This is a genomic window from Geodermatophilus siccatus (assembly GCF_900103785.1).
GTDB lineage: Bacteria > Actinomycetota > Actinomycetes > Mycobacteriales > Geodermatophilaceae > Geodermatophilus > Geodermatophilus siccatus.
Genome location: NZ_FNHE01000006.1, coordinates 186,727 through 205,646, shown reverse-complemented (window position 1 = coordinate 205,646; position 18,920 = coordinate 186,727). Strand labels below are relative to the sequence as shown.

At 76.2% G+C, this 18,920-nt stretch carries 22 protein-coding genes; 10 read left to right on the top strand and 12 right to left on the bottom strand.

Annotated features, from left to right (window positions below):
- Positions 1–124: 124 nt before the first annotated feature.
- The gene (locus tag BLS21_RS13275; protein WP_091218944.1) at positions 125–922 is read left to right on the top strand and encodes an NUDIX hydrolase; all 798 of its coding nucleotides are present in this window, start codon (positions 125–127) and stop codon (positions 920–922) included.
- Between the two features lie 105 nt (positions 923–1,027).
- Here the strand turns inward: BLS21_RS13275 and BLS21_RS13270 are convergent, their stop codons facing one another.
- Positions 1,028–1,702, bottom strand: a complete 675-nt coding sequence (locus tag BLS21_RS13270; RefSeq protein ID WP_091218940.1) for a Crp/Fnr family transcriptional regulator — start codon at positions 1,700–1,702, stop codon at positions 1,028–1,030.
- A gap of 235 nt (positions 1,703–1,937) precedes the next feature.
- The gene (locus BLS21_RS13265; protein WP_091218937.1) at positions 1,938–2,180 is read right to left on the bottom strand and encodes a hypothetical protein; all 243 of its coding nucleotides are present in this window, start codon (positions 2,178–2,180) and stop codon (positions 1,938–1,940) included.
- A 166-nt stretch (positions 2,181–2,346) separates the two neighbouring features.
- Between BLS21_RS13265 and nth the strand changes: the two genes are divergently transcribed.
- The 5 genes from nth (at position 2,347) to BLS21_RS13240 (ending at position 6,152) form a co-directional block, all read left to right on the top strand.
- The gene (gene nth / locus BLS21_RS13260) at positions 2,347–3,132 is read left to right on the top strand and encodes an endonuclease III (protein WP_245700390.1); all 786 of its coding nucleotides are present in this window, start codon (positions 2,347–2,349) and stop codon (positions 3,130–3,132) included.
- Positions 3,129–3,722, top strand: a complete 594-nt coding sequence (locus BLS21_RS13255; RefSeq protein WP_091218931.1) for a TlpA family protein disulfide reductase — start codon at positions 3,129–3,131, stop codon at positions 3,720–3,722. Before nth ends, BLS21_RS13255 begins: the two co-directional genes overlap by 4 nt.
- Positions 3,719–4,483 (top strand): NUDIX hydrolase, encoded by a 765-nt coding sequence (locus tag BLS21_RS13250; protein WP_091218928.1) that lies wholly within the window; start codon positions 3,719–3,721, stop codon positions 4,481–4,483. The genes BLS21_RS13255 and BLS21_RS13250 overlap by 4 nt, the downstream gene beginning before the upstream one ends.
- Before the next feature lie 68 nt (positions 4,484–4,551).
- Positions 4,552–4,962, top strand: a complete 411-nt coding sequence (locus BLS21_RS13245; RefSeq protein ID WP_245700389.1) for a plastocyanin/azurin family copper-binding protein — start codon at positions 4,552–4,554, stop codon at positions 4,960–4,962.
- Positions 4,963–4,970: 8 nt separating this feature from the next.
- Entirely contained in the window at positions 4,971–6,152 is a 1,182-nt protein-coding gene (locus BLS21_RS13240; protein ID WP_091218923.1) for a MarP family serine protease, read from the top strand.
- A 58-nt stretch (positions 6,153–6,210) separates the two neighbouring features.
- On the opposite strand, the gene BLS21_RS13235 is transcribed toward BLS21_RS13240, so the two are convergent.
- The 3 genes from BLS21_RS13235 to acs all read right to left on the bottom strand — a co-directional run bounded on the left by BLS21_RS13235 (position 6,211) and on the right by acs (position 9,849).
- Positions 6,211–7,137 carry an alpha/beta fold hydrolase gene (locus BLS21_RS13235; protein ID WP_091218920.1) on the bottom strand — a complete coding sequence of 309 codons (927 nt, stop codon included), beginning with the start codon at positions 7,135–7,137 and terminating at the stop codon, positions 6,211–6,213.
- Positions 7,138–7,160: 23 nt separating this feature from the next.
- A complete protein-coding gene (locus tag BLS21_RS13230) occupies positions 7,161–7,667 on the bottom strand; it encodes a phage holin family protein (protein ID WP_091218917.1) in 507 nt (168 codons plus the stop codon).
- 229 nt (positions 7,668–7,896) lie between these two features.
- Entirely contained in the window at positions 7,897–9,849 is a 1,953-nt protein-coding gene (gene acs, locus BLS21_RS13225; protein ID WP_091218915.1) for an acetate--CoA ligase, read from the bottom strand.
- 204 nt (positions 9,850–10,053) lie between these two features.
- Here acs and BLS21_RS13220 point away from each other — a divergent pair, with 204 nt between their 5' ends.
- A complete protein-coding gene (locus BLS21_RS13220; protein WP_175479558.1) occupies positions 10,054–10,761 on the top strand; it encodes a (2Fe-2S)-binding protein in 708 nt (235 codons plus the stop codon).
- Here BLS21_RS13220 and hflX read toward each other — a convergent pair.
- The 4 genes from hflX to BLS21_RS13200 form a co-directional block, all read right to left on the bottom strand.
- Complete coding sequence (gene hflX, locus BLS21_RS13215) at positions 10,758–11,909, bottom strand: GTPase HflX (protein ID WP_091218909.1); 1,152 nt, start codon at positions 11,907–11,909, stop codon at positions 10,758–10,760. The genes BLS21_RS13220 and hflX overlap by 4 nt on opposite strands.
- A 112-nt stretch (positions 11,910–12,021) precedes the next feature.
- Positions 12,022–12,717: a polyamine aminopropyltransferase gene (locus BLS21_RS13210; RefSeq protein WP_091218907.1), complete on the bottom strand. Its 696-nt coding sequence runs from the start codon at positions 12,715–12,717 to the stop codon at positions 12,022–12,024.
- Complete coding sequence (locus BLS21_RS13205; RefSeq protein ID WP_091218904.1) at positions 12,714–13,733, bottom strand: S-adenosylmethionine:tRNA ribosyltransferase-isomerase; 1,020 nt, start codon at positions 13,731–13,733, stop codon at positions 12,714–12,716. Before BLS21_RS13205 ends, BLS21_RS13210 begins: the two co-directional genes overlap by 4 nt.
- Complete coding sequence (locus BLS21_RS13200; protein ID WP_091218902.1) at positions 13,730–14,428, bottom strand: SDR family NAD(P)-dependent oxidoreductase; 699 nt, start codon at positions 14,426–14,428, stop codon at positions 13,730–13,732. Before BLS21_RS13200 ends, BLS21_RS13205 begins: the two co-directional genes overlap by 4 nt.
- A 48-nt stretch (positions 14,429–14,476) precedes the next feature.
- Between BLS21_RS13200 and soxR the strand changes: the two genes are divergently transcribed.
- The 3 genes from soxR to BLS21_RS26225 all read left to right on the top strand — a co-directional run bounded on the left by soxR (position 14,477) and on the right by BLS21_RS26225 (position 16,102).
- Complete coding sequence (gene soxR / locus BLS21_RS13195; protein ID WP_091218898.1) at positions 14,477–14,947, top strand: redox-sensitive transcriptional activator SoxR; 471 nt, start codon at positions 14,477–14,479, stop codon at positions 14,945–14,947.
- Positions 14,948–15,047: 100 nt separating this feature from the next.
- The gene (ygiD, locus tag BLS21_RS13190; protein ID WP_091219206.1) at positions 15,048–15,857 is read left to right on the top strand and encodes a 4,5-DOPA-extradiol-dioxygenase; all 810 of its coding nucleotides are present in this window, start codon (positions 15,048–15,050) and stop codon (positions 15,855–15,857) included.
- A 116-nt stretch (positions 15,858–15,973) separates the two neighbouring features.
- Complete coding sequence (locus BLS21_RS26225; RefSeq protein ID WP_281241937.1) at positions 15,974–16,102, top strand: hypothetical protein; 129 nt, start codon at positions 15,974–15,976, stop codon at positions 16,100–16,102.
- A 51-nt stretch (positions 16,103–16,153) separates the two neighbouring features.
- On the opposite strand, the gene cobA is transcribed toward BLS21_RS26225, so the two are convergent.
- From cobA to BLS21_RS13175, 3 genes are all read right to left on the bottom strand, one after another.
- Complete coding sequence (cobA, locus tag BLS21_RS13185) at positions 16,154–17,413, bottom strand: uroporphyrinogen-III C-methyltransferase (RefSeq protein WP_091218895.1); 1,260 nt, start codon at positions 17,411–17,413, stop codon at positions 16,154–16,156.
- Positions 17,414–17,486: 73 nt separating this feature from the next.
- Entirely contained in the window at positions 17,487–18,536 is a 1,050-nt protein-coding gene (cobT, locus tag BLS21_RS13180) for a nicotinate-nucleotide--dimethylbenzimidazole phosphoribosyltransferase (protein ID WP_245700406.1), read from the bottom strand.
- Positions 18,537–18,586: 50 nt separating this feature from the next.
- The gene (locus BLS21_RS13175) at positions 18,587–18,823 is read right to left on the bottom strand and encodes a hypothetical protein (protein WP_091218889.1); all 237 of its coding nucleotides are present in this window, start codon (positions 18,821–18,823) and stop codon (positions 18,587–18,589) included.
- Positions 18,824–18,920 lie beyond the last annotated feature (97 nt).

Sequence of the window (18,920 nt, the reverse complement as noted above, 5' to 3'; positions counted from 1 at the left end):
CGCCGTCCTCCGGACGGCACCGCGGCCAGGTGCCGGTGCCGGCTGCGCTGAGCGCATCCCGGTCCCTCGCCGGGAGGTCCTCCGGACCCCCGCAGCTCGGAACCGACGACTCCGTCGTGGTGGCATGACCACCCCCACCCACCCGAAGCAGGCGGCGACCGTGCTGCTGTTGCGGGACGGCGCCCCGGGCCTGGAGGTCTACCTGCTCCGGCGCACCCGCGGCATGCCCTTCGCCGGCGGGATGACCGCCTACCCGGGCGGCGGCGTCGACCCGCGGGACGGCGACGTCGAGACCGCGTGGGCCGGGCCGTCGCCCGCCGAGTGGGCGCACGCCTTCGGCTGCGACGAGCGGACCGCGCGCGAGCTGGTCTGCGCGGCGGTCCGCGAGACGTTCGAGGAGGCCGGCGTCCTGCTCGCGGGCGCGGCCGACGGGGACGTCGTCCCGGACGTGTCGGGCGAGGAGTGGGAGGCGCAGCGCCAGGCCCTGCTGGCCAGGGAGCTGTCGCTGGCCGAGCTGCTCGCCGCCCGCGGGCTGGTGCTGCGGTCGGACCTGCTGCGGCCGTTCGCGCACTGGATCACCCCGCCGGCCGAGCCGCGGCGCTACGACACCAAGTTCTTCGCCGCGGCGCTGCCGGTGGGCCAGGAGGCCCGGCACGTCACCGGTGAGGCCGACGAGGTGAGCTGGCTGACGCCGTCCGCGGCGCTGGCGGAGATGAGCGGCGGCACCCGGCCCATGCTGCCCCCGACGATCCACACCCTCGGGCAGCTCGAGCCCTTCGCCGACGTGGCCGCCGCCCTGGCCGGGTCGCCGCCGGAGCCGCTGCACCCGATCTGCCCGTCCTTCGACGACGAACCCGACGGCCGCTGGGCGGTGCTCCCCGACGGCACCCGCATCCGCATGGTCGTGCCGTTGCCGTCCTGATCGTGCCGAGTGGGCCCCGGAGGGGTCCGCGCAGGCACGATGCAGCGGCTCGACGCTGCCGGGGGACGGCTCCTGGGCGCGGTGTCGGCCGGTAGGCCGACGACGTCACCGCGCGCGGCGGCGCAGGCGCTCCTCGTCGAGGACGACGACCGACTTGCCCTGCAGCTGGATCCAGCCGCGGTGCACGAAGTCGGCCAGCGCCTTGTTCACGGTCTCGCGGGAGGCGCCGACCAGTTGGGCCAGCTCCTCCTGCGTCAGGTCGTGCTTGACGCGCAGGCCCTCGCCCTCGCGGCTGCCGAAGCGGTCGGCCATCTGCAGCAGCGCCTTGGCGACCCGGCCCGGGACGTCGGTGAAGATCAGGTCGGCGACCGAGTCGTTGGTGCGGCGCAGCCGGCGGGCCAGCACGTGCAGCAGCCGCTCGCCGACCTCGGGGTGCGCCTCGATCCACGGGCGCAGCACCGACTGCGGCATGCGGGCCATCTTGACGTCGGTGACCGCGGTGGCCGTCGCGGTGCGCGGGCCGGGGTCGAAGACCGACAGCTCACCGAACTGGTCGGAGGGGCCCATCACGGCCAGCACGTTCTCGCGGCCGTCGGGCGACCGACGGGAGAGCTTGATCTTGCCGGAGATGACGATGTAGAGGCTGTCGCCCGGCTCGCCCTCGTTGAAGACCACGCGGCCGCGGGGGAGCGTCACGGTCTCCAGGCGGCTCACGACCGGGTCCACCGCCTCCTGCGGCAGCCCCTGGAAGAGCCCCGACTGGGCCAGCACCTCGTCCACTACGCGTCCTCTCGCACACACACCTGGGAGTACCGGCACGCGGCCGGCCCGGTCGGCGAGCCGCGTCGTCGCGGCGCCGCCCGGGGTGAGTCTAGGGGTCTGTGCGGATCGTCACCCGATCGGACGCCCACGCGGCCACCCCGAGGGGTGAGCCCGGTCCTGCAGGGTCCCGCCGCGTCCCCGTCCCCGGGTCCCGCCCTGAACTCGCGAGGGGTGGGGAGGACGGGGTCCCTCTTCAGACGACGGGCGGCTCGGCCTCGCGGCGCACCCGCGACCGCCGGCGACGCCGCCAGCGGGCCATGGCGCGGCGGATGCCGGAGTTGGCCAGCGTGTCGACCTCGCCGGCGCTCGCGGTGGAGAGGAACTCGGCCACCTCGCGGGGGGCGGCCGGCCGGCGCAGCGGCTCCTCGACGCGCTCCATCACCAGCAGGAAGGCGATGACCAGGGGTGGGAACAGGATGACGCTGAGGGCGACCACCGGCTCCTCCTCTCTCCTCGTCGCAGGACGCGGACCGGACGGGTCGGCCCGCGCGAGCACTCCTGTGTACCCCGGCTGTACCCCGGCGCGTCGCGGGGGATGCCCGGCGACGGCGGTCGCGATGATGGCACGGGCCCTGTCAGCCGACCCGCCTACCCTCGACCGCGTGTCCTCGCCCGCCTACGCCCGGCCCGTCCCGCCGCGCGCCCGCCGTGCCGCTGCCCGGGGCGGCTCCCCGTTCGACCCGCAGGAGACGCCGCTGGCGCGCACCCGGCGGGCCCGGCGGATGGCCCGTGAGCTGGCGCTGATCCACCCCGACGCGCACTGCGAGCTCGACTTCACCAACGCCTTCGAACTGCTGGTGGCCACGGTGCTCTCGGCGCAGACGACCGACAAGACGGTCAACCGGGTCACCCCGGCGCTGTTCGGGAAGTACCCCGACGCCCGGGCGCTGGCCGGTGCCGACCGCGCGGAGCTCGAGGAGATCCTCAAGCCCACCGGCTTCTTCCGGGCCAAGGCCAACTCGGTGCTCGGCCTGGCCCGGGCGCTGCTGGAGCGGTTCGACGGCGAGGTCCCCGGCCGGATGGAGGACCTCGTCACCCTGCCCGGCGTGGGCCGCAAGACCGCCAACGTCGTCCTGGGCAACGCCTTCGACGTCCCCGGGCTGACCGTCGACACGCACTTCGGCCGGCTGGTCCGCCGGTTCGGCTGGACGGCGGAGGAGGACCCGGTCAAGGTCGAGGCCGAGGTCGCCGAGCTGATCCCCAAGCGTGACTGGACGATGTTCAGCCACCGGGTGATCTTCCACGGCCGTCGGGTCTGCCACGCCAAGAAGGCGGCCTGCGGCGCGTGCGGCCTCGCCCGGTGGTGCCCGTCGTACGGCATCGGACCGACCGACCCGGAGGTCGCCACGAAGCTGGTCAAGACCCCGGCCGCCTCCGACACCGAATGAGCGCCCGCAGCACGAGGACGGCGGCCGGCGTGCTGGCGCTCGGGCTCGCGCTCGCCGGGTGCACCCCGGACGCCGCGGACGAGCCGGGCGGCACGGCGGCCTCCCCGACGCCCGACCCGCTCGCAGCGCTGGCGCCCTGCCCAGAGCAACCCGACCGTCCGGCCGAGGGCGCCGAGACGTTGCCGGCCCTCGACCTGCCCTGCCCCGGCGGCGGGTCGCTGGACCTCGGCCGCGCCCCCGGCGTCCCCACCGTGGTGAACCTCTGGGCCAGCTGGTGCGGCCCCTGCCGCGAGGAGCTGCCGCTGGTCCAGCAGCTGGCCGACGCCGGCGGCGACCGGCTGTCGGTGGTCGGCGTCATCAGCAGGGACGGCGCTCCGCAGGCCGGGTCCTTCGCCGCCGACGCCGGCGCCGGCTTCCCCAGCGCCTTCGACGCCGACGGCGAGCTGATGGCCGAGCTGGGCCTGGGCGCGCTGCCCTACACCTACCTCCTCGACGCCGACGGCGGGATCGCGCACGTCCAGGTGGGGCCGGTCGCCGACCTCGCCGAGCTGGAGGGCCTGGTCGCCGAGCACCTGGGGGTGACGCTGTGACCGACGCGCCCACCGCCGACCCCGCGCTGCCGGAGTACCTGCGCCGGCTGCTCGCCGCGGGCGACGACCTGCCGCTGCGCCACCGGATCCCCCGGCCCACGGCGACCGCCCGGCGCTCGGCGGTGCTCATCCTGTTCGGCGAGGGCCCGCGCGGTGCCGACGTCCTGCTGATCGAGAAGTCCGCCCACCTGCGCACCCACGCCGGGCAGCCCGCCTTCCCCGGCGGCGGCGCCGACCCCGACGACGACTACCCGGTGGGCACGGCGCTGCGGGAGGCCGAGGAGGAGGCCGGCATCGACCCCGACGGCGTCCGCGTGCTCGCCACGCTGCCGGAGCTGTTCCTCGGGCCCTCGGACAACCTCGTGGTGCCGGTCGTGGGCTGGTGGGACGACCCGCGCGACGTCACCGTGGGCGACCCCCGCGAGGTGGCCCGGGTGGCCCGGGTGCCGCTGGCCGACCTCGCCGACCCGGCCAACCGCTTCCGCGTCGCCCACCCGTCGGGCTACGTCGGCCCCGCGTTCGGCGTCGCCGGCATGGTCGTCTGGGGCTTCACCGGCGGTCTGCTCGACGCGATCCTCGAGGCCGCCGGGCTGGCCCGCCCCTGGGACACCACCGACGTGCGGCAGCTGCCGCCGCTCGGCGCCCGCCGCCCCCAGCTGCCCGGCACCCTGGACCCGGTGGACGACGAGGACGCCGCCGCGCCGACGGTGGCCGACCCCGCACCCGACGGCCCTCCGGCAAGTACCGTTCCCCCGCGATGAAGGGTAAAAGGACCTCCTTGCCCCCCACCGCTCGCGGGCTCGCGGCGGGCCCCTGCACGAAGGCCGCTGTGGTCGCCGCCGCAGTGATCCTGCTCACCGGGTGTGGCGGCGGGGGGACGGCGGAGCAGGAGGCGGCGCCGTCGTCCGGCCCGGCACCGGGCACCGTGACGACCGCGCCCGACGGCGTCCAGGAGGTCACCCTGCAGACGCAGGACGACTACGTCTTCACCCCCGACTCCTTCACCGTCGCGCCGGGTGAGGTGCGGCTGACCGTGGTGAACGTCGCCGAGCAGACGACCCACAACCTCCGCTTCACCCCGGGCGACGGGCCCGCGCCCATCCAGCCGGAGATCTCGCTGCTGGCGCCGGGGGAGAGCCGCACCATCGAGTTCGCGGTGACCGCGCCCGGCGACTACGGCTTCGAGTGCAGCTTCCACACCCAGCTGGGGCAGTTCGGCACCATGACGGTCAGCGGCTGAGCACCGCCATGTCGATCGTCGACCTCGTCCTCATCGGCCTGGCCCTGGTGTTCGCCTTCTCCGGCTTCCGGCAGGGCGTGATCGTCTCGGCCACGTCGTTCTTCGGCTTCTTCGGCGGCGCGGTCCTCGGCGCGCAGCTGTCCCGGCCGGTGGCCGACCGCCTCGACGGGACGGCGACCACGCGGGTGTTCGCGGCGCTGGTCGTCGTCCTCGCCGCGGCGCTGCTGGGGCAGGTGCTCGCCGGCGCGATCGGCCGGGCGGTGCGCCGCCGCGTGACCTGGCAGCCGGCCGAGATCGTCGACTCGGTGGCCGGCGCGGTGCTGTCGGCGGTCGCGGTGCTGCTGGTCGCCTGGATGGTGGCCACCCCGCTGGCCAACGCGCCGTTCCCCCAGGTCTCCAGCCAGGTGAAGCAGTCGGCGCTGGTCCAGGCGGTCGACCGCGCCGTCCCGGACGGCGTCCGGGGGGTCTACGACTCGCTGCGGGAGGCGATCGACCGCAACGGGCTGCCCGACGTCCTGGACCCGCTGACCCCCACGGAGGTGCCCGACGTCGCCGCGCCGGACCCGGCCCTGCGGGACAGCCCGGTCGTCCGGTCCGTGGAGGGCTCGGTGGTGCAGATCAGCGGGGTCGCGCCGTCGTGCTCCCGGCAGATCGACGGCTCCGGCTTCGTCTACGCGCGGGAGCGCGTGATGACCAACGCGCACGTGCTCGCCGGCGTCAGCGACCCGGTCGTCACCGCGGAGGGCGCGGAGTACGACGCCGTCCCGGTGTACGTCGACGAGGAGACCGACGTCGCGGTGCTCGCCGTCCCCGGGCTGCCGCAGGTCCCGCTGACCTTCGCGGCGGAGCCGGCCGACACCGGCGACAGCGCGATCATCATGGGCTACCCCGGCGGCGGTGGGCTGTTCGTCGGGCCGGCGCGGGTGCGGGACCACACCGGCATCAGCGGGCCGGACTTCCGCAACGAGCAGACCGTGGTCCGCGACGTCTACGCGCTCTACGGCGAGGTGCGCGCCGGCAACTCCGGCGGCCCGCTGTTCGACCCGGAGGGCCAGGTGCTCGGCGTGGTCTTCGCCTCGGCCATCGACGACCCGCTCACCGGTTACGCGCTCACCCACGAGCAGGTCGAGGACGCCGCCGTGACCGGCCAGGCCTCCTCCTCGGAGGTCCCCACGGGCCCGTGCGAGTGAGGCCCCGTCCAGGGAACCGCCCCGAGCGTGCGAGGGGTGGGGAGGACGGGGTCCTTTCTCACCGGGCCCAGTCGACCAGCGCCGTGTTGACCTCCTCGGGCACCTCCTCGTGCGGGAAGTGCCCGACGCCGGGCATCTCCCGCCACTCGTAGGCCCCGGCGACGTAGCGGCCCGATCCCCGGGCCGACGACGGCAGCACGCAGGGGTCGAGGACGCCGTGCAGCTGCAGGGTCGGCGCGGTGACCGGTGCGGCCATCCGGCGGGCGTAGCGCAGCCCGTCGGGGCGCAGCTGGGAGCGGCCGGCCCAGCGGAAGTACTCCATCGAGCCGTAGGCGGCCTGCGGGATGCGGGCGGCCGAGCGGTAGCGGGAGACCGCCTCGGCGAACCCGGCGGTCGCGGTCCAGTCGGGGCCGGCCCAGCGGCGCATGAGCTCGGCCACCGGGTCGTCGTCGGCGCGGGTCAGCCGGCGCTCGGGCAGCCGTGGCAGCTGGAAGCCCAGGACGTGGCGCAGCGCCCGCCGCTGCGCGCCGTCCTTCAGCGCCGCCCGCAGCTGCCGCGGGTGCGCCATGGAGAGCACCGCCAGCCGGCGGACGCTGCGCGGGTGCAGCGCGGCCATCGTCCAGGCCACCAGGCCGCCCCAGTCGTGGCCGACGACGACGGCGTCCTGCTCACCCAGCGCGCGGACCAGTGCGGCGACGTCGGCGGCGGCGGTCGGCAGGTCGTAGCCGCGCGGGGGCTTGTCGCTGCCGCCGTAGCCGCGCAGGTCGGGTGCGACGGCGCGGAAGCCGGCCGCGGCGAGTGCCGGCAGCTGCGCGCGCCAGGCCCACCAGAACTCGGGGAAGCCGTGCAGCAGCAGCACCAGCGGGCCCTCGCCGGCCTCCGCGACGTGCAGTCGGACGCCGTTGGCCGACAGGTCGCGGTGGGTCCACGGACCGGGCAGCAGGACGCTGGTCGCGTCCGGCCGCTCCTCGTCGGGGGTGCTCACCGGTGCGGGCGCGGCGCGCCCGCTCAGACGGTGTAGTTCTCGCTGCCGCGCAGCTGTACGCGGCCGTTGCTGACGGTCGGGACCTCCCGCCGACGCTGGCCCGGGGCCTCGCGGCGCACGACCTCGGGCAGGTCGCGCAGCGTCTCGATCGTGCGCTCCGGCTTCTCGATCTTCTTGATCATCCGGCGGCCCACCAGCGCGGCGATGCCGGCGAGGACCACCAGCAGCAGCCACACCAGCAGGTAGGAGACCCACCGGATCAGGCCGAGCCAGGTGAGGAGCTCGGCGATGGTGACGAACAGGAAGATGCCGGAGAAGAAGAGGAGGGCAGCCGCGGCACCGAAGGCGCCGGCCCCGACGCCCGCCTTCTTCGCCGACCTGCCGACCTCGGCCTTCGCCAGCTCGATCTCGCTGCGGATCAGCGTCGAGACGTCCGCCATGGCGCTCTGGACCAGGGCGCCGACGGAGGGTTCCTCCGCGCGGGTGGTGCTCCGTGCCCCGGACGGGCTCGACTGTGCGCTGTGGGCCACGAGGGGCACCTCCTGGGGACGACGGGCGGCTTCCGGACCACCCGACGCGAGCGGCCCACCGTGGGGAATGGTGCCCCATGATCACCGGTCGCGCGCCCCGGTGTCCTCCTCACGGCGGCAGTGGCCGGGAGGAGTGGGGCCCGGAGGGTCCCCGACGAGCGGCCGAGTGGGCTCCGCATCGTCGGGGACGGCTCCTGGCCGCGGTGTCGGCCGGAGGCCGACGACGTGCTCAGTCGTCGGACGACGAGCTGGCCGGCAGCTTGTCCTTGATCAGGTTCATCACCGAGGAGTCGGTGAGCGTCGTGACGTCACCGAGCTCGCGGTTCTCGGCGATGTCCCTCAGCAGCCGGCGCATGATCTTGCCCGAGCGGGTCTTGGGCAGCTCCTGCACGACCATGATCTGGCGCGGCTTGGCGATCGGGCCGATGTCCTTGGCCACGTGGGTGCGCAGCTGCTGGACGAGCTCGTCGCCGGAGTCCTCGGCGTTCCCGCGGAGGATGACGAAGGCGACGATGCCCTGACCGGTGGTCGGGTCGCTGGCGCCGACGACCGCCGCCTCGGCGACGGTGGGGTGCGCGACCAGCGAGGACTCGACCTCGGTGGTGGAGATGCGGTGGCCCGACACGTTCATGACGTCGTCCACCCGGCCGAGCAGCCAGATGTCACCGTCGGCGTCCTTCTTGGCGCCGTCCCCGGCGAAGTAGACCTCCTTGCCGAACCGCGACCAGTAGGTGTCGACGTAGCGGTCGTCGTCGCCCCAGATGGTGCGCAGCATCGACGGCCACGGCTCGGTGAGCACCAGCAGCCCGGTGGTGTCGTCGCCGAGCTCGTTGCCCTCGTCGTCGACGACCTTGGCCGAGATGCCGGGGAAGGGCGTCTGCGCGGAGCCGGGCTTGAGGCTCGTCACGCCGGGCAGCGGGTTGATCATGTGCGCGCCGGTCTCGGTCTGCCACCAGGTGTCCACGATCGGGCAGCGGCCGCCGCCGATGTGCTCGTGGTACCAGAGCCACGCCTCGGGGTTGATCGGCTCACCGACCGAACCGAGGACCCGCAGCGAGGACAGGTCGAACTTCGCCGGGATGTCCTCGCCCCACTTCATGAAGGTCCGGATGACCGTGGGCGCGGTGTAGAGGATCGTGACCTTGTACTTCTCGATGAGCTCGAACCAGCGGCCGCGGTGCGGGGTCTCCGGGGTCCCCTCGTACATGATCGAGGTGGCCCGGTTGGCCAGCGGCCCGTAGACGATGTAGCTGTGGCCGGTGACCCAGCCGATGTCGGCCGAGGTCCAGAAGACGTCGGTGTCGGCCTTGAGGTCGAAGGACGCCCAGTGCGAGTAGGCGACCTGCGTGAGGTACCCGCCGGAGGTGTGCAGGATGCCCTTCGGCGACGCCGTCGTCCCCGACGTGTACATGATGTAGAGCGGGTGCTCGGCGTCGAACGCCTCGGCCGTGTGCTCGGTCGACTGCCGGTCGACGACGTCGTGCCACCACAGGTCGCGGCCCTCGGTCCACTCGACGTCCTGCTCGGTCCGCCGGACGACGAGCACGTTGCGGACGCTCTGGGTGCGGCCGACCGCCTCGTCCACCGCCGGCTTGAGCGCGCTCGGGGCGCCGCGCCGGTAGCCGCCGTCGGCGGTGATCACCAGGACGGCGCCGGAGTCGGTGATCCGGCTGGCCAGCGCGTCGGAGGAGAACCCGCCGAACACGACCATGTGGACGGCGCCGATGCGGGCGCAGGCCAGCATCGCGACGACCGCCTCCGGGATCATCGGCATGTAGATGGCCACCCGGTCGCCGGTCTGCACGCCGAGCTCCACCAGCGCGTTCGCGGCCTTGCAGACCTCGTCCTTGAGCTGGGCGTAGGTGATCGTGCGGGTGTCGCCCGGCTCGCCCTCCCAGTGGTAGGCGACCTGCTCCCCGTGGCCGGCCTCGACGTGCCGGTCGACGCAGTTGTAGGCGACGTTGAGCTTGCCGCCGACGAACCACTTGGCGAAGGGCGGGTTGCTCCAGTCCAGGACCTCGTCCCACCTCTGCGCCCAGGTCAGCCGGTCGGCCGCCTCGGCCCAGAAGCCCAGCCGGTCCTGCGCCGCCCGCTCGTAGACGTCGGGACCCACGTTGGCCTGTGCCGCCAGCTCCTCCGGCACCGGGAACCGGCGGCCCTCCAGCTCGGTCGACTCGCTCATGCGACTCCTCCTGCTCCGTGGCGTCGTCGTCGACGCCTGTCCTGTGTCCGGTCGTCGCGGTGGGCACCCGGCGTCCCGGCAGCAGCGCGACGCGGAGTGCTCTCTGCCACACCGTATGGCCCACGACGCTCCACGTCTGCCCGGCGCAACGTCGGCGCACCGGAGCGCGTGGTCCGGTTGGCGCGCGGCGGCCAGACTGGCCGGGTGACGGCAGGGGGACAGGCGGCGGTGGCCGCGCGGGTGCCGGGTGCGGCGGCGCTCGGTCTGCTCGCGCCGCCGGCTGCGCCCGCCGTCCCCGCCGCGCTCTTCGCCGACGCCGGCTGGACCGCCGACCGGCTGGCCGCGCTCGGGGCGCGGTACGCCTCCGACGACCGGCGGGTGCTGGCCACCGTGTGGTGGTACTCGGCGTCCTCGGTGCTGCTCACGCCGGCCCTGGCCGGGCTGGCCACCGGGCTGCCGCTGTCGGCGCGGCTGGCCGACACCTCGGTGGCCCTGCTCGGGGGCGGGACCCCGATCGCCGCCACGTCGTCCGCACCGGGCACGGACACCGCCGCGGAGCTGCGGGAGAGCCTCTCCGCGGTGGTCGACGCCGTGGCCGCGGCCGGCCGGGTGCGGGCCCGGCCGCTGTGGGCGATCGCCACCGACTCGCTGGCCAACCGGCTGCTCGCCCTGGGGCGGGCGCTGGGGGACGAGCGGCGGGTCACCGCGCTGGCCGCCCCGCTGGCGGCCGCCGTCGGGCCGCCGCTGCCGTCGCCCCGCTACGTCGACGTCGCCGGTGTGCGCTTCACCCGGCGGGTGTCGTGCTGCCTGCTCTACCGGCTGCCGCCCGAGCCGCTGTGCACCTCCTGCCCGCGCCGGCCCGCGGCCGAGCGCCAGGTGCTGCTGGAGGACACCGCCGCGCGGATGCGCTAGCCGTCCAGCCGCTCGGCGATCGCCTGCCGCAGGTCCTCGACCCCCTCACCGGTGAGCGCGGACACCGGGACGGCGTCGGGGTAGGCCGTGCGCAGCGCCGACAGCCAGCCCGGCGGCGCGACGTCCACCTTGTTCAGCGCCAGCAGCTCGGGGTGGTCGCGGGCGCCGATCTCGTAGAGCACCCCGCGCACGGCGGTCACCTGGTCCATCGCGTCGGCCGCCGAGGCGTCGACGACGTGCAGCACCAGGTCGGCCTCGACCACCTCCTCGAGCGTCGAGCGGAAGGCGTCGACCAGCTGGTGCGGCAGGTGGCGGACGAACCCGACGGTGTCGGAGAGCGTGTACGGCCGGCCGTCGGGTGCCTGGGTGCGGCGGACCGTCGGGTCGAGCGTGGCGAACAGCGCGTCCTGCACCAGGACGTCGGTGCCGGCCAGCCGGTTCATCAGCGCCGACTTCCCCGCGTTGGTGTAGCCGGTGAGCGCGACCGACGGCACCCGGTTGCGCCGCCGCCGCGAGCGGGTGCGCTCCCGCCGCCGCGCGGTCTCCTGCACCTGCCGGCGCAGCGCCGTCATCCGCCGCCGCAGGTGCCGGCGCCGGGTCTCCAGCTGCTGCTCACCGGGGCCGCGGACGCCGGTGCCCGCGGCCCCCGCGCTGCGCCCGCCGCCGACTCGCGACAGCTCCACGCCGTGCCCGGTCAGCCGCGGCAGCTGGTAGGCCAGCTGGGCCAGCTCCACCTGCGCCTTGCCCTCGGAGCTGCGCGCGTGCTGGGCGAAGATGTCGAGGATCAGGGCGGTGCGGTCGACCACCCGCGCGCCGAGCCGGTCCTCGAGGTTGCGCACCTGCGCGGGGGAGAGCTCGCCGTCGGCGATGACCAGGCCGGCGTCGCGGTCGCGCACCAGGTCGGCGAGCTCGGCCACCTTGCCCGAGCCCAGGTAGGTCGCCGGGTCGGGCCGGTCGCGCGGCTGCACCAGCCGGCCGACGACGGCGACCCCGTCGGTCTCGGCCAACCGCTCCAGCTCGTCGAGCGGGTCGGTCGCGCCGGCGCCGCCGTCGCGCAGGCCCAGCAGCACCGCGCGGGCGCCGCCCGGCCCGCCGTCGCCGTCCCCGTCGGTGGTCACCCCGCTGCCCAGCAGCCACGTCCCTGGCACGTCCGCCTCCCGAGCCCGGAGGGCGCCGTCTGCTCCGGCGTCCCCAGCCTCGTTCCCCGGTTGGTGGGCCGCCACCCGGGGAAGGAGGCCGGGCCGGGACGCCGCCTCCGGCTCACCCGGCAGCCGAGCGGCGGGCCAGCACGACCGCGTAGGTGAACGCGTGTCCGTCGCGGGTCACCGGCAGCAGCAGCTCCTCGGCGTCCGCCGTCGTGGGCAGCCGGGCCAGCGCCTCCCGCAGCCGCGGCGCCGGGGAGCTCGACCAGATCGCCAGGACGCCGCGGGGGCGCAGCGCCGCCACCGCGCCGGCCAGCCCGGCCGGGCGGTAGAGCGCGTCGTTCGACCGGTGCACGAGGAAGCCCGGCCCGTTGTCGACGTCGAGCAGGACGGCGTCCCACCGGCCGTCGCGCTCGGCCAGGACGTCGGCGACGTCCCCGGTGCGCACCCGCAGCCGGGGGTCGCCGGGGAGGAGCGCCGGGAGCCTGCCCTCCTCGGCCCACCGCACCAGGGGCGCGTGCAGCTCGGCCACCTCGACGGCGCCGACCCGCGGCTCGGCGAGCGCGGTGGCCGCCGTCCACCCCAGGCCGAGCCCGCCGACGAGCACCCGCAGGTCCCGTCCCGGCAGACGGCGCAGCGCCTCGGTGGCCAGGGCGCGCTCGGTCGTGGTGTCGACGTCGTCCATCGCGAAGACGCCGTCGACGACCAGCTCGAGGTGCGTGCCGCCGGCGTCGGTGGTGCGCCGGCGGAGGGCCACCTCGCCCTGCGGCCCCTCGGCGCGGACCAGCGTCTCGATCCCCGGCTCCCCGATCACGGCAGGAACAGCATCGTGTCACCGAACTCGTGCCACAGGTAGCCGCCGGCGACGGCCCGCGCGTAGGCCCGGTCGACCAGCTCGCGGCCCGCCACCGACTCGAGCAGCAGCAGGTGGCTGGCGTCGGGCGCGTGCAGCCCGGTGAGCAGGCCGGTGACGACCCGGGCGGGGCGGTCGGGGCCGAGCACCAGGTCGGTCCAGCCGGCGGCCGGACGGGTGACGCCGTCCTCGCCGGTCGCCGTCTCCAGTGCGCGGGTGACCGTCGTCCCCACGGCGACGACCCGGCTCCCGGCGGCGCGCGTCGCGTTGACCAGCCGGGCGGTGACCTCGGGCACCCGGTAGCGCTCCGGCGCCGGCGGCTCGTGCAGCTCGGGGCTGGATACGCCGGCGTGCAGCACGACCGGGACGACGGGGACGCCGCGGGCCATCAGCCGCACCAGCACCCGGTCGGTGAACGGCCGCCCGGCGCTGGCGTTCTCCGCGCTGCCGGGTTCGGTGGCGTAGACGTTCTGCGCGTCGGCCAGCGGGACGGCGGCACCGAGGTAGCCGTAGCGGATCGGCACGCCGTGCCGCTGCAGGTGCTCGGCGGCGGGGACGGCCGGGTCGGGGCGGGCCCGCCACAGCCGCGACGCCCGCGCCGGTGCCGGGAAGGCCTCGACCAGCCGCAGCCGGACGGCGCCGGGCAGGTCGAGCAGCGTCCCGGGCTCCACGCCTCGGTCGGGGCCGTCGTTGCCCGGACGGCGCAGCTCCACGACCCAGTCGCCGTCGTCCAGCGTGGTGGCCACGTGCAGCGGGGCGCGGACACCGTCGGCCCGCCGGACGTCGAGGCGCGCGGGCAGCGTCGCCGAGGTGTTGACGACGACGAGGTCGCCGGGCTCGAGCAGCTCGGGCAGGTCGCGGAAGACCGTCTCGGTGATCCCGTCGGGCCGGACCGTCATCAGCCGCACGCCGTCGCGGGCCAGGCCCCGGCGCTCCGGCGGTGCGGCCGCCTCGGCACCCATGGCGCGCGCGGTCACCGGCCGGCCCCCGCCGGGACGGCCAGGTCCGCGGCGCGGTAGCGGCCGCTCGGCAGAGCCTCGTCCACGAGCCGGAGCAGCGCGGGGACGACGGCCGCCGGTTCGGGCAGCCCCGTCGCGTCGGGGTCGGCCGCGCGGTGCATGTCGGTGGCCATGTCGCCCGGGTCGACGGCGTACACCCGCAGCGCCGGGTGCTCGACGGCGAGGACGGCGCTGAGCTGGTCGAGGGCGGCCTTGCTCGCGCCGTACCCGCCCCAGCCCTCGTAGGCCTCGACCGCGGCGTCGCTGCTGACGTCGAGCACCACCCCGCCGGCCCGCTCGAGGGCCGGCAGCACCGCCTGGACCAGGGCGAGCGGGGCGACGGTGTTCACCGCGAGCACCCGCTCGAGGGCCGCGGGCGGCAGGTCGGCCAGCCCGGGGAGCGGGGTCGGGCCGAGCTCGCTGGCGTTGTTGACCAGCAGGTCGAGCCGGTCGCCGACGGCGGCGGCGAGCGCGGCGCGGTGGGCGGGGTCGGCCACGTCGCCGGGGACGGCGGTGACCAGGTCCGGGCGGGGCAGCGCGGCGACGGCGGCGGCCAGCCGGTCGGGGGTGCGGCCGTCGACGACGAGCCGCCAGCCACGGCGGCTCAGGGCCTCGGCGAGGGCGGCGCCCAGGCCGCGGGAGGCCCCCGTGACGAGTGCGGTGGGAGGTGTCATGGCGCTACCGTCGTACCTCAAGTCGACTTGAGGTCAAGGGGAGGCGTGGTGGACGGGCTGCTGACCATCGGGCAGGTGGCCGAGCGGTCGGGGATGGCGGTCTCCGCGCTGCGCTACTACGAGGCGCAGGGTCTGGTCACGGCCACCCGGACGCCCGGCGGCGCGCGGCGCTTCCCGCGCAGCGTGCTGCGCCGGCTGGCGTTCGTCCGGGCCGCGCAGAACGTCGGGCTGACGCTGCCGGAGATCCGCGAGGCGCTGGCCACGCTGCCCGACGGGCGCACGCCGTCGGCCCGCGACTGGGCCCGGCTCTCGGAGTCGTGGCGGGACCGGCTCGACGAGCGGATCCGGGCCCTGCAGCAGTTGCGCGACGGGCTGTCGTCGTGCATCGGCTGCGGCTGCCTGTCGCTGACCCGGTGCGCGCTGTACAACCCCGGCGACGTCCGGGGCGCCGAGGGGCCGGGGGCGCGGCTGCTGTCCCCGGCGCTGCGGCGGGTGCCGCCGGTCTCGAACGCGGGGTGACCGCCGGGACCGACGCGCAGGGAGCGCTGCGCCGGACGCCGGGTGGCGTCCCCGTGTCGCACGGCGGCCGGGTGCGGGAGAAGATCACCGCGTGGGGCTGATGCCGGCTGCGTTCCTCGGCCACGGCAACCCGGTGAACGCCATCGAGGACAACCGCTACACCCGGGCCTGGCGCGCGTTCGGGCAGGCCGTGCCGCGCCCGCGGGCGGTCCTGGTGGTCTCGGCGCACTGGTTCGTGCACGCGACCGCGGTGACCGCGATGCCGCGGCCGCGCACGATCCACGACTTCTTCGGCTTCCCGCGCGCGCTCTACGACGTCCGCTACGACGCGCCCGGGCTGCCCTCGCTGTACGAGGAGGTCGCCGACCTGGTCCACCCGACCTGGGTGGGCGCCGACCTCGACAGCTGGGGCTTCGACCACGGCGCCTGGTCGGTGCTGCGGCACGTCGTCCCCGACGCGGACGTGCCGGTCGTGCAGCTGTCGGTCAACGCGCTCGAGCCGGCCGAGCACCACCTGCGCCTGGGCGCCGCCCTCGCCCCGCTGCGGGAGGACGGCGTGCTGGTGATCGGCAGCGGCAACGTCGTCCACAACCTGCGCGCGGTCAGCCGCGCCATGCCCGACACCGGGTACGACTGGGCGCAGCGCTTCGACGAGGCGGTGCGGGAGGTCGTGCTCGAGCGGCCGACCGAGGTCGCCGCCCTCGACGGGCACCCGGACGCCGGCCTCGCCGTCCCCACCCCCGACCACTTCCTGCCGCTGCTCTACGTCGCCGGGATGGCGGGGGCGACCGGCACGACGGCCGAGCTGCTGGTCGACGGGTTCGCCGACGGCTCGCTGTCGATGGCGTCCTACACCGTCGGCCTGACGCCCCTGCCGGACGACGACGGAGCGGCCGGGCCCCGGCCGTAGCCCGCCGGACGCCGTCCGGGGGCCGCGGAGCCGCCCCGCAGCCCCGGGGATGGAGCACCCACCGCGTCGATCACCCGGCTGCTCTTCCCGACCAGCGACCGGACCTGCCCGACGCGGTGCACGTCAACGGCGAGCCGACGGACCTCGCCTACGTGGTCGGGGTCCTGCTGGCCAACCGGGACCTCGAACGCCGTCTCGCCGCCGAGAACGCGGGGGACACCGGGAGGCTGGTCGCCGTCGCCTGACTGTGAGACATGGGGCCGGCGTTCCCGCGGGGACGCCGGCGGGACCCGTCGTCAGCGCTGCTGGAGGAGGTCCGCGGAGAGCCGCACGACCTCGCCGACCACCCAGACGGCCGGCGGGCGGATGTCCTGGTCGGCGAGGGTCTGCGCCAGTCCGGCCAGGGTGGTGCGCACCGTGCGCTGGGTCGGTGTCGACCCGTCGGCGACGACGGCCACCGGCGTCTCCGGCGTCCGGCCGTGCTCGACCAGCGCCGCCGCGATCGCCGGGGCGGTGTCCACGCCCATGAGGACGACGACCGTGCCGCGCAGCCGCCCCAGCGCCTCCCAGTCGACCAGCGACTGCGGGTGCCCCGGTGGCACGTGCCCGGAGACCACGACGAACTCGTGGGTCAGCCCGCGGTGGGTGACCGGGATGCCGGCCAGTCCGGGGACGCCGATCGCCGACGTCACCCCGGGCACCACCTCGACCGGCACACCGGCGGAGACACAGGCCTCGAGCTCCTCCATGCCGCGGCCGAAGACGAACGGGTCGCCGCCCTTGAGCCGCACCACCCGCCTGCCCGCCCGGGCGTGCTCGACCAGCAGCGCGTTGATCTGCTCCTGCGCCATGTACCGGCCGCGCGGCAGCTTCGAGGCGTCGATGACCTCCACCTCCGCGGGCAGCGACGCCAGCAGGGACTGCGGCGCGAGGTGGTCGGCGACGACGACGTCGGCCTGCGACACCGCCTGCTGGCCGCGCACGGTGATCAGCCCGGGGTCGCCCGGCCCGCCCCCGACGAGCACGACGGAGCCGGGCCGCCCGCCGGGGACCTCGCGCGCCGCCCGGTCGCGGATCGAGCCGTCGGTCAGCCCGGCCAGGACGGCGTCCCGCACGCCCACCGCGCGCTGCGGATCCCCGCCGCCGTGCACCCCCACGACGAGGTCGCCCTGCCGGCCGACCGCCGGGGTCCACACGCTGGACGCCGCCCGGTCGTCGGCGCGGGCGCAGAACACCCGCGCCCGCTCGGCCTCCTCGGCGACCGCCTCGTTCACCGCCGGGTCGTCGGTCGCGGCCACCGCGTACCAGGCGCCGTCCAGGTCACCGGGCTCGTACCGGCGGCGCAGCCAGGTGACCGCGCCCGGGCCGACCAGCGCCTCCAGCGCCGGCGTCACCTCGGGGCTGACCACCGTGACCCGCGCGCGGGCCTCCAGCAGCCCGGCGACGCGGCGGTGCGCCACCTGCCCGCCGCCCACGACGACCACCTCCCGGTCCAGCAGCCGCAGCCCGACCGGGTAGACCACCCCGCTCGCGGGGTCGACCGGGGTGGCGCTCACGGTCGCTCCTCGTTGGCGCTCGTCGCGGCCGCGAGCGGCGCTGCTGAGCCCACGCGTGAGCTCGCGAGGTCGCTCACGACTTCTCCGTCACACCGGCCGAGTCGAACGTCGCCACCTCGCGCAGCGCCCGCGCCGCGCTGGCCACCAGCGGCAGCGCCAGCAGGGCGCCGGTGCCCTCGCCCAGGCGCAGGTCCAGGCCGAGCAGCGGGCGCAGGCCCAGTGCCCGCAGCGCCAGGGCGTGCCCCGGCTCGGCCGAGGTGTGGCCGGCCAGCGCGTGCTCCAGCGCCGCCGGGCACAGCGCGGCCGCGACCAGCGCCGCGGACCCCGCGATCACGCCGTCCAGCAGCACCGGCACCCGCGCCGCGGCGGCACCGAGCACGAACCCGGCGAGCGCGGCGTGCTCCAGGCCGCCGACCTCCGCCAGCGCGGCCAGCGCGGCCTCCGACGTCGACGGCCGCTCGGGCACGCGGGCCACCGCACGGCCGACCACCCCGACCTTGCGGGCCAGCGTCGGGTCGTCGACCCCGGTGCCGCGCCCGGTCGCCGCGGCCGGCGTCGCGCCGGTGAACGCGCAGACCAGCGCCGCCGACGCCGTGGTGTTGGTGATGCCCATGTCGCCGGTGACCAGGCAGGCGTGGTCCGCGGCCAGCTCGGTGGCCACCTCGATGCCGACCTCGACCGCCCGCCGCGCCTCGTCGAGCGTCATGGCCGGGCCGACGGCGAGGTCGGCGGTGCCGGACCTGACCTTGCGGGACAGCAGCGCGGGGCTGACCTCGACCGCGTACGGCGTCGCGACCCCGACGTCCACCACGACGACGTCGGCCCCGAGCTGGGCGGCGAACGCGTTGACGACCGCGCCGCCGCGGGCGAAGTTGGCCACCATCTGCGCGGTGACCTCCTGCGGCCACGGGGTGACACCCTGCGCGTGGACCCCGTGGTCGCCGGCGAAGACCGCGACCGCGGCCGGCGTGGGCAGCGGCGGCGGGCAGGCGCCCGCGGTGCCGGCCAGCTGCGCGGCGACGTCCTCGAGCACGCCCAGCGAGCCCGGCGGCTTGGTCATCCGGTCCAGGCGGTCGCGGGCGGCGCGCTCGGCGGCGGCGTCCCTCGGCGCGACCGCGGCGATCGTCTCGCCCAGCAGGGTGCCGGCGAAGGGGGCAGGGGTGGTGGGGCGGCTCAGCGGATCTCCTCGGGGAGGCGGGGCAGGTGCTGGAACGCCGGTGTCCCGGGGTCCAGGATGGCAGCGAGGTCGGCGGCGAGGAGCACCGAGGTCGCGGGATGACGGACCGCGGTGGGCAGCACCTCCCCGGCCGGGCGGCCGTCCGCGGCGGTGACCGCGAGGTCGACCAGGCCCCGCGCGAGGTCGGCCTCCCCGTGGTGGTGCGACGACTCGGTCGTCCTCCGGGCTCCCACCGCATCCGGGTGCCGTCCCGCCGTGGCGCTGAGCTCACCCGTCCGCGCCGTCCGGAGGGCCTCCGGCCCCCCACCCGGCGCGGACCCGCCTCCGGCG

Coding starts and splice junctions, on each gene's coding strand:
- BLS21_RS13275 (WP_091218944.1), top strand. CDS start 125: ATGACCACCCCCACCCACCCGAAGCAGGCGGCGACCGTGCTGCTGTTG.
- BLS21_RS13255 (WP_091218931.1), top strand. CDS start 3,129: ATGAGCGCCCGCAGCACGAGGACGGCGGCCGGCGTGCTGGCGCTCGGG.
- BLS21_RS13240 (WP_091218923.1), top strand. CDS start 4,971: ATGTCGATCGTCGACCTCGTCCTCATCGGCCTGGCCCTGGTGTTCGCC.
- acs (WP_091218915.1), bottom strand. CDS start 9,849: ATGAGCGAGTCGACCGAGCTGGAGGGCCGCCGGTTCCCGGTGCCGGAG.
- BLS21_RS13200 (WP_091218902.1), bottom strand. CDS start 14,428: ATGACACCTCCCACCGCACTCGTCACGGGGGCCTCCCGCGGCCTGGGC.
- ygiD (WP_091219206.1), top strand. CDS start 15,048: ATGCCGGCTGCGTTCCTCGGCCACGGCAACCCGGTGAACGCCATCGAG.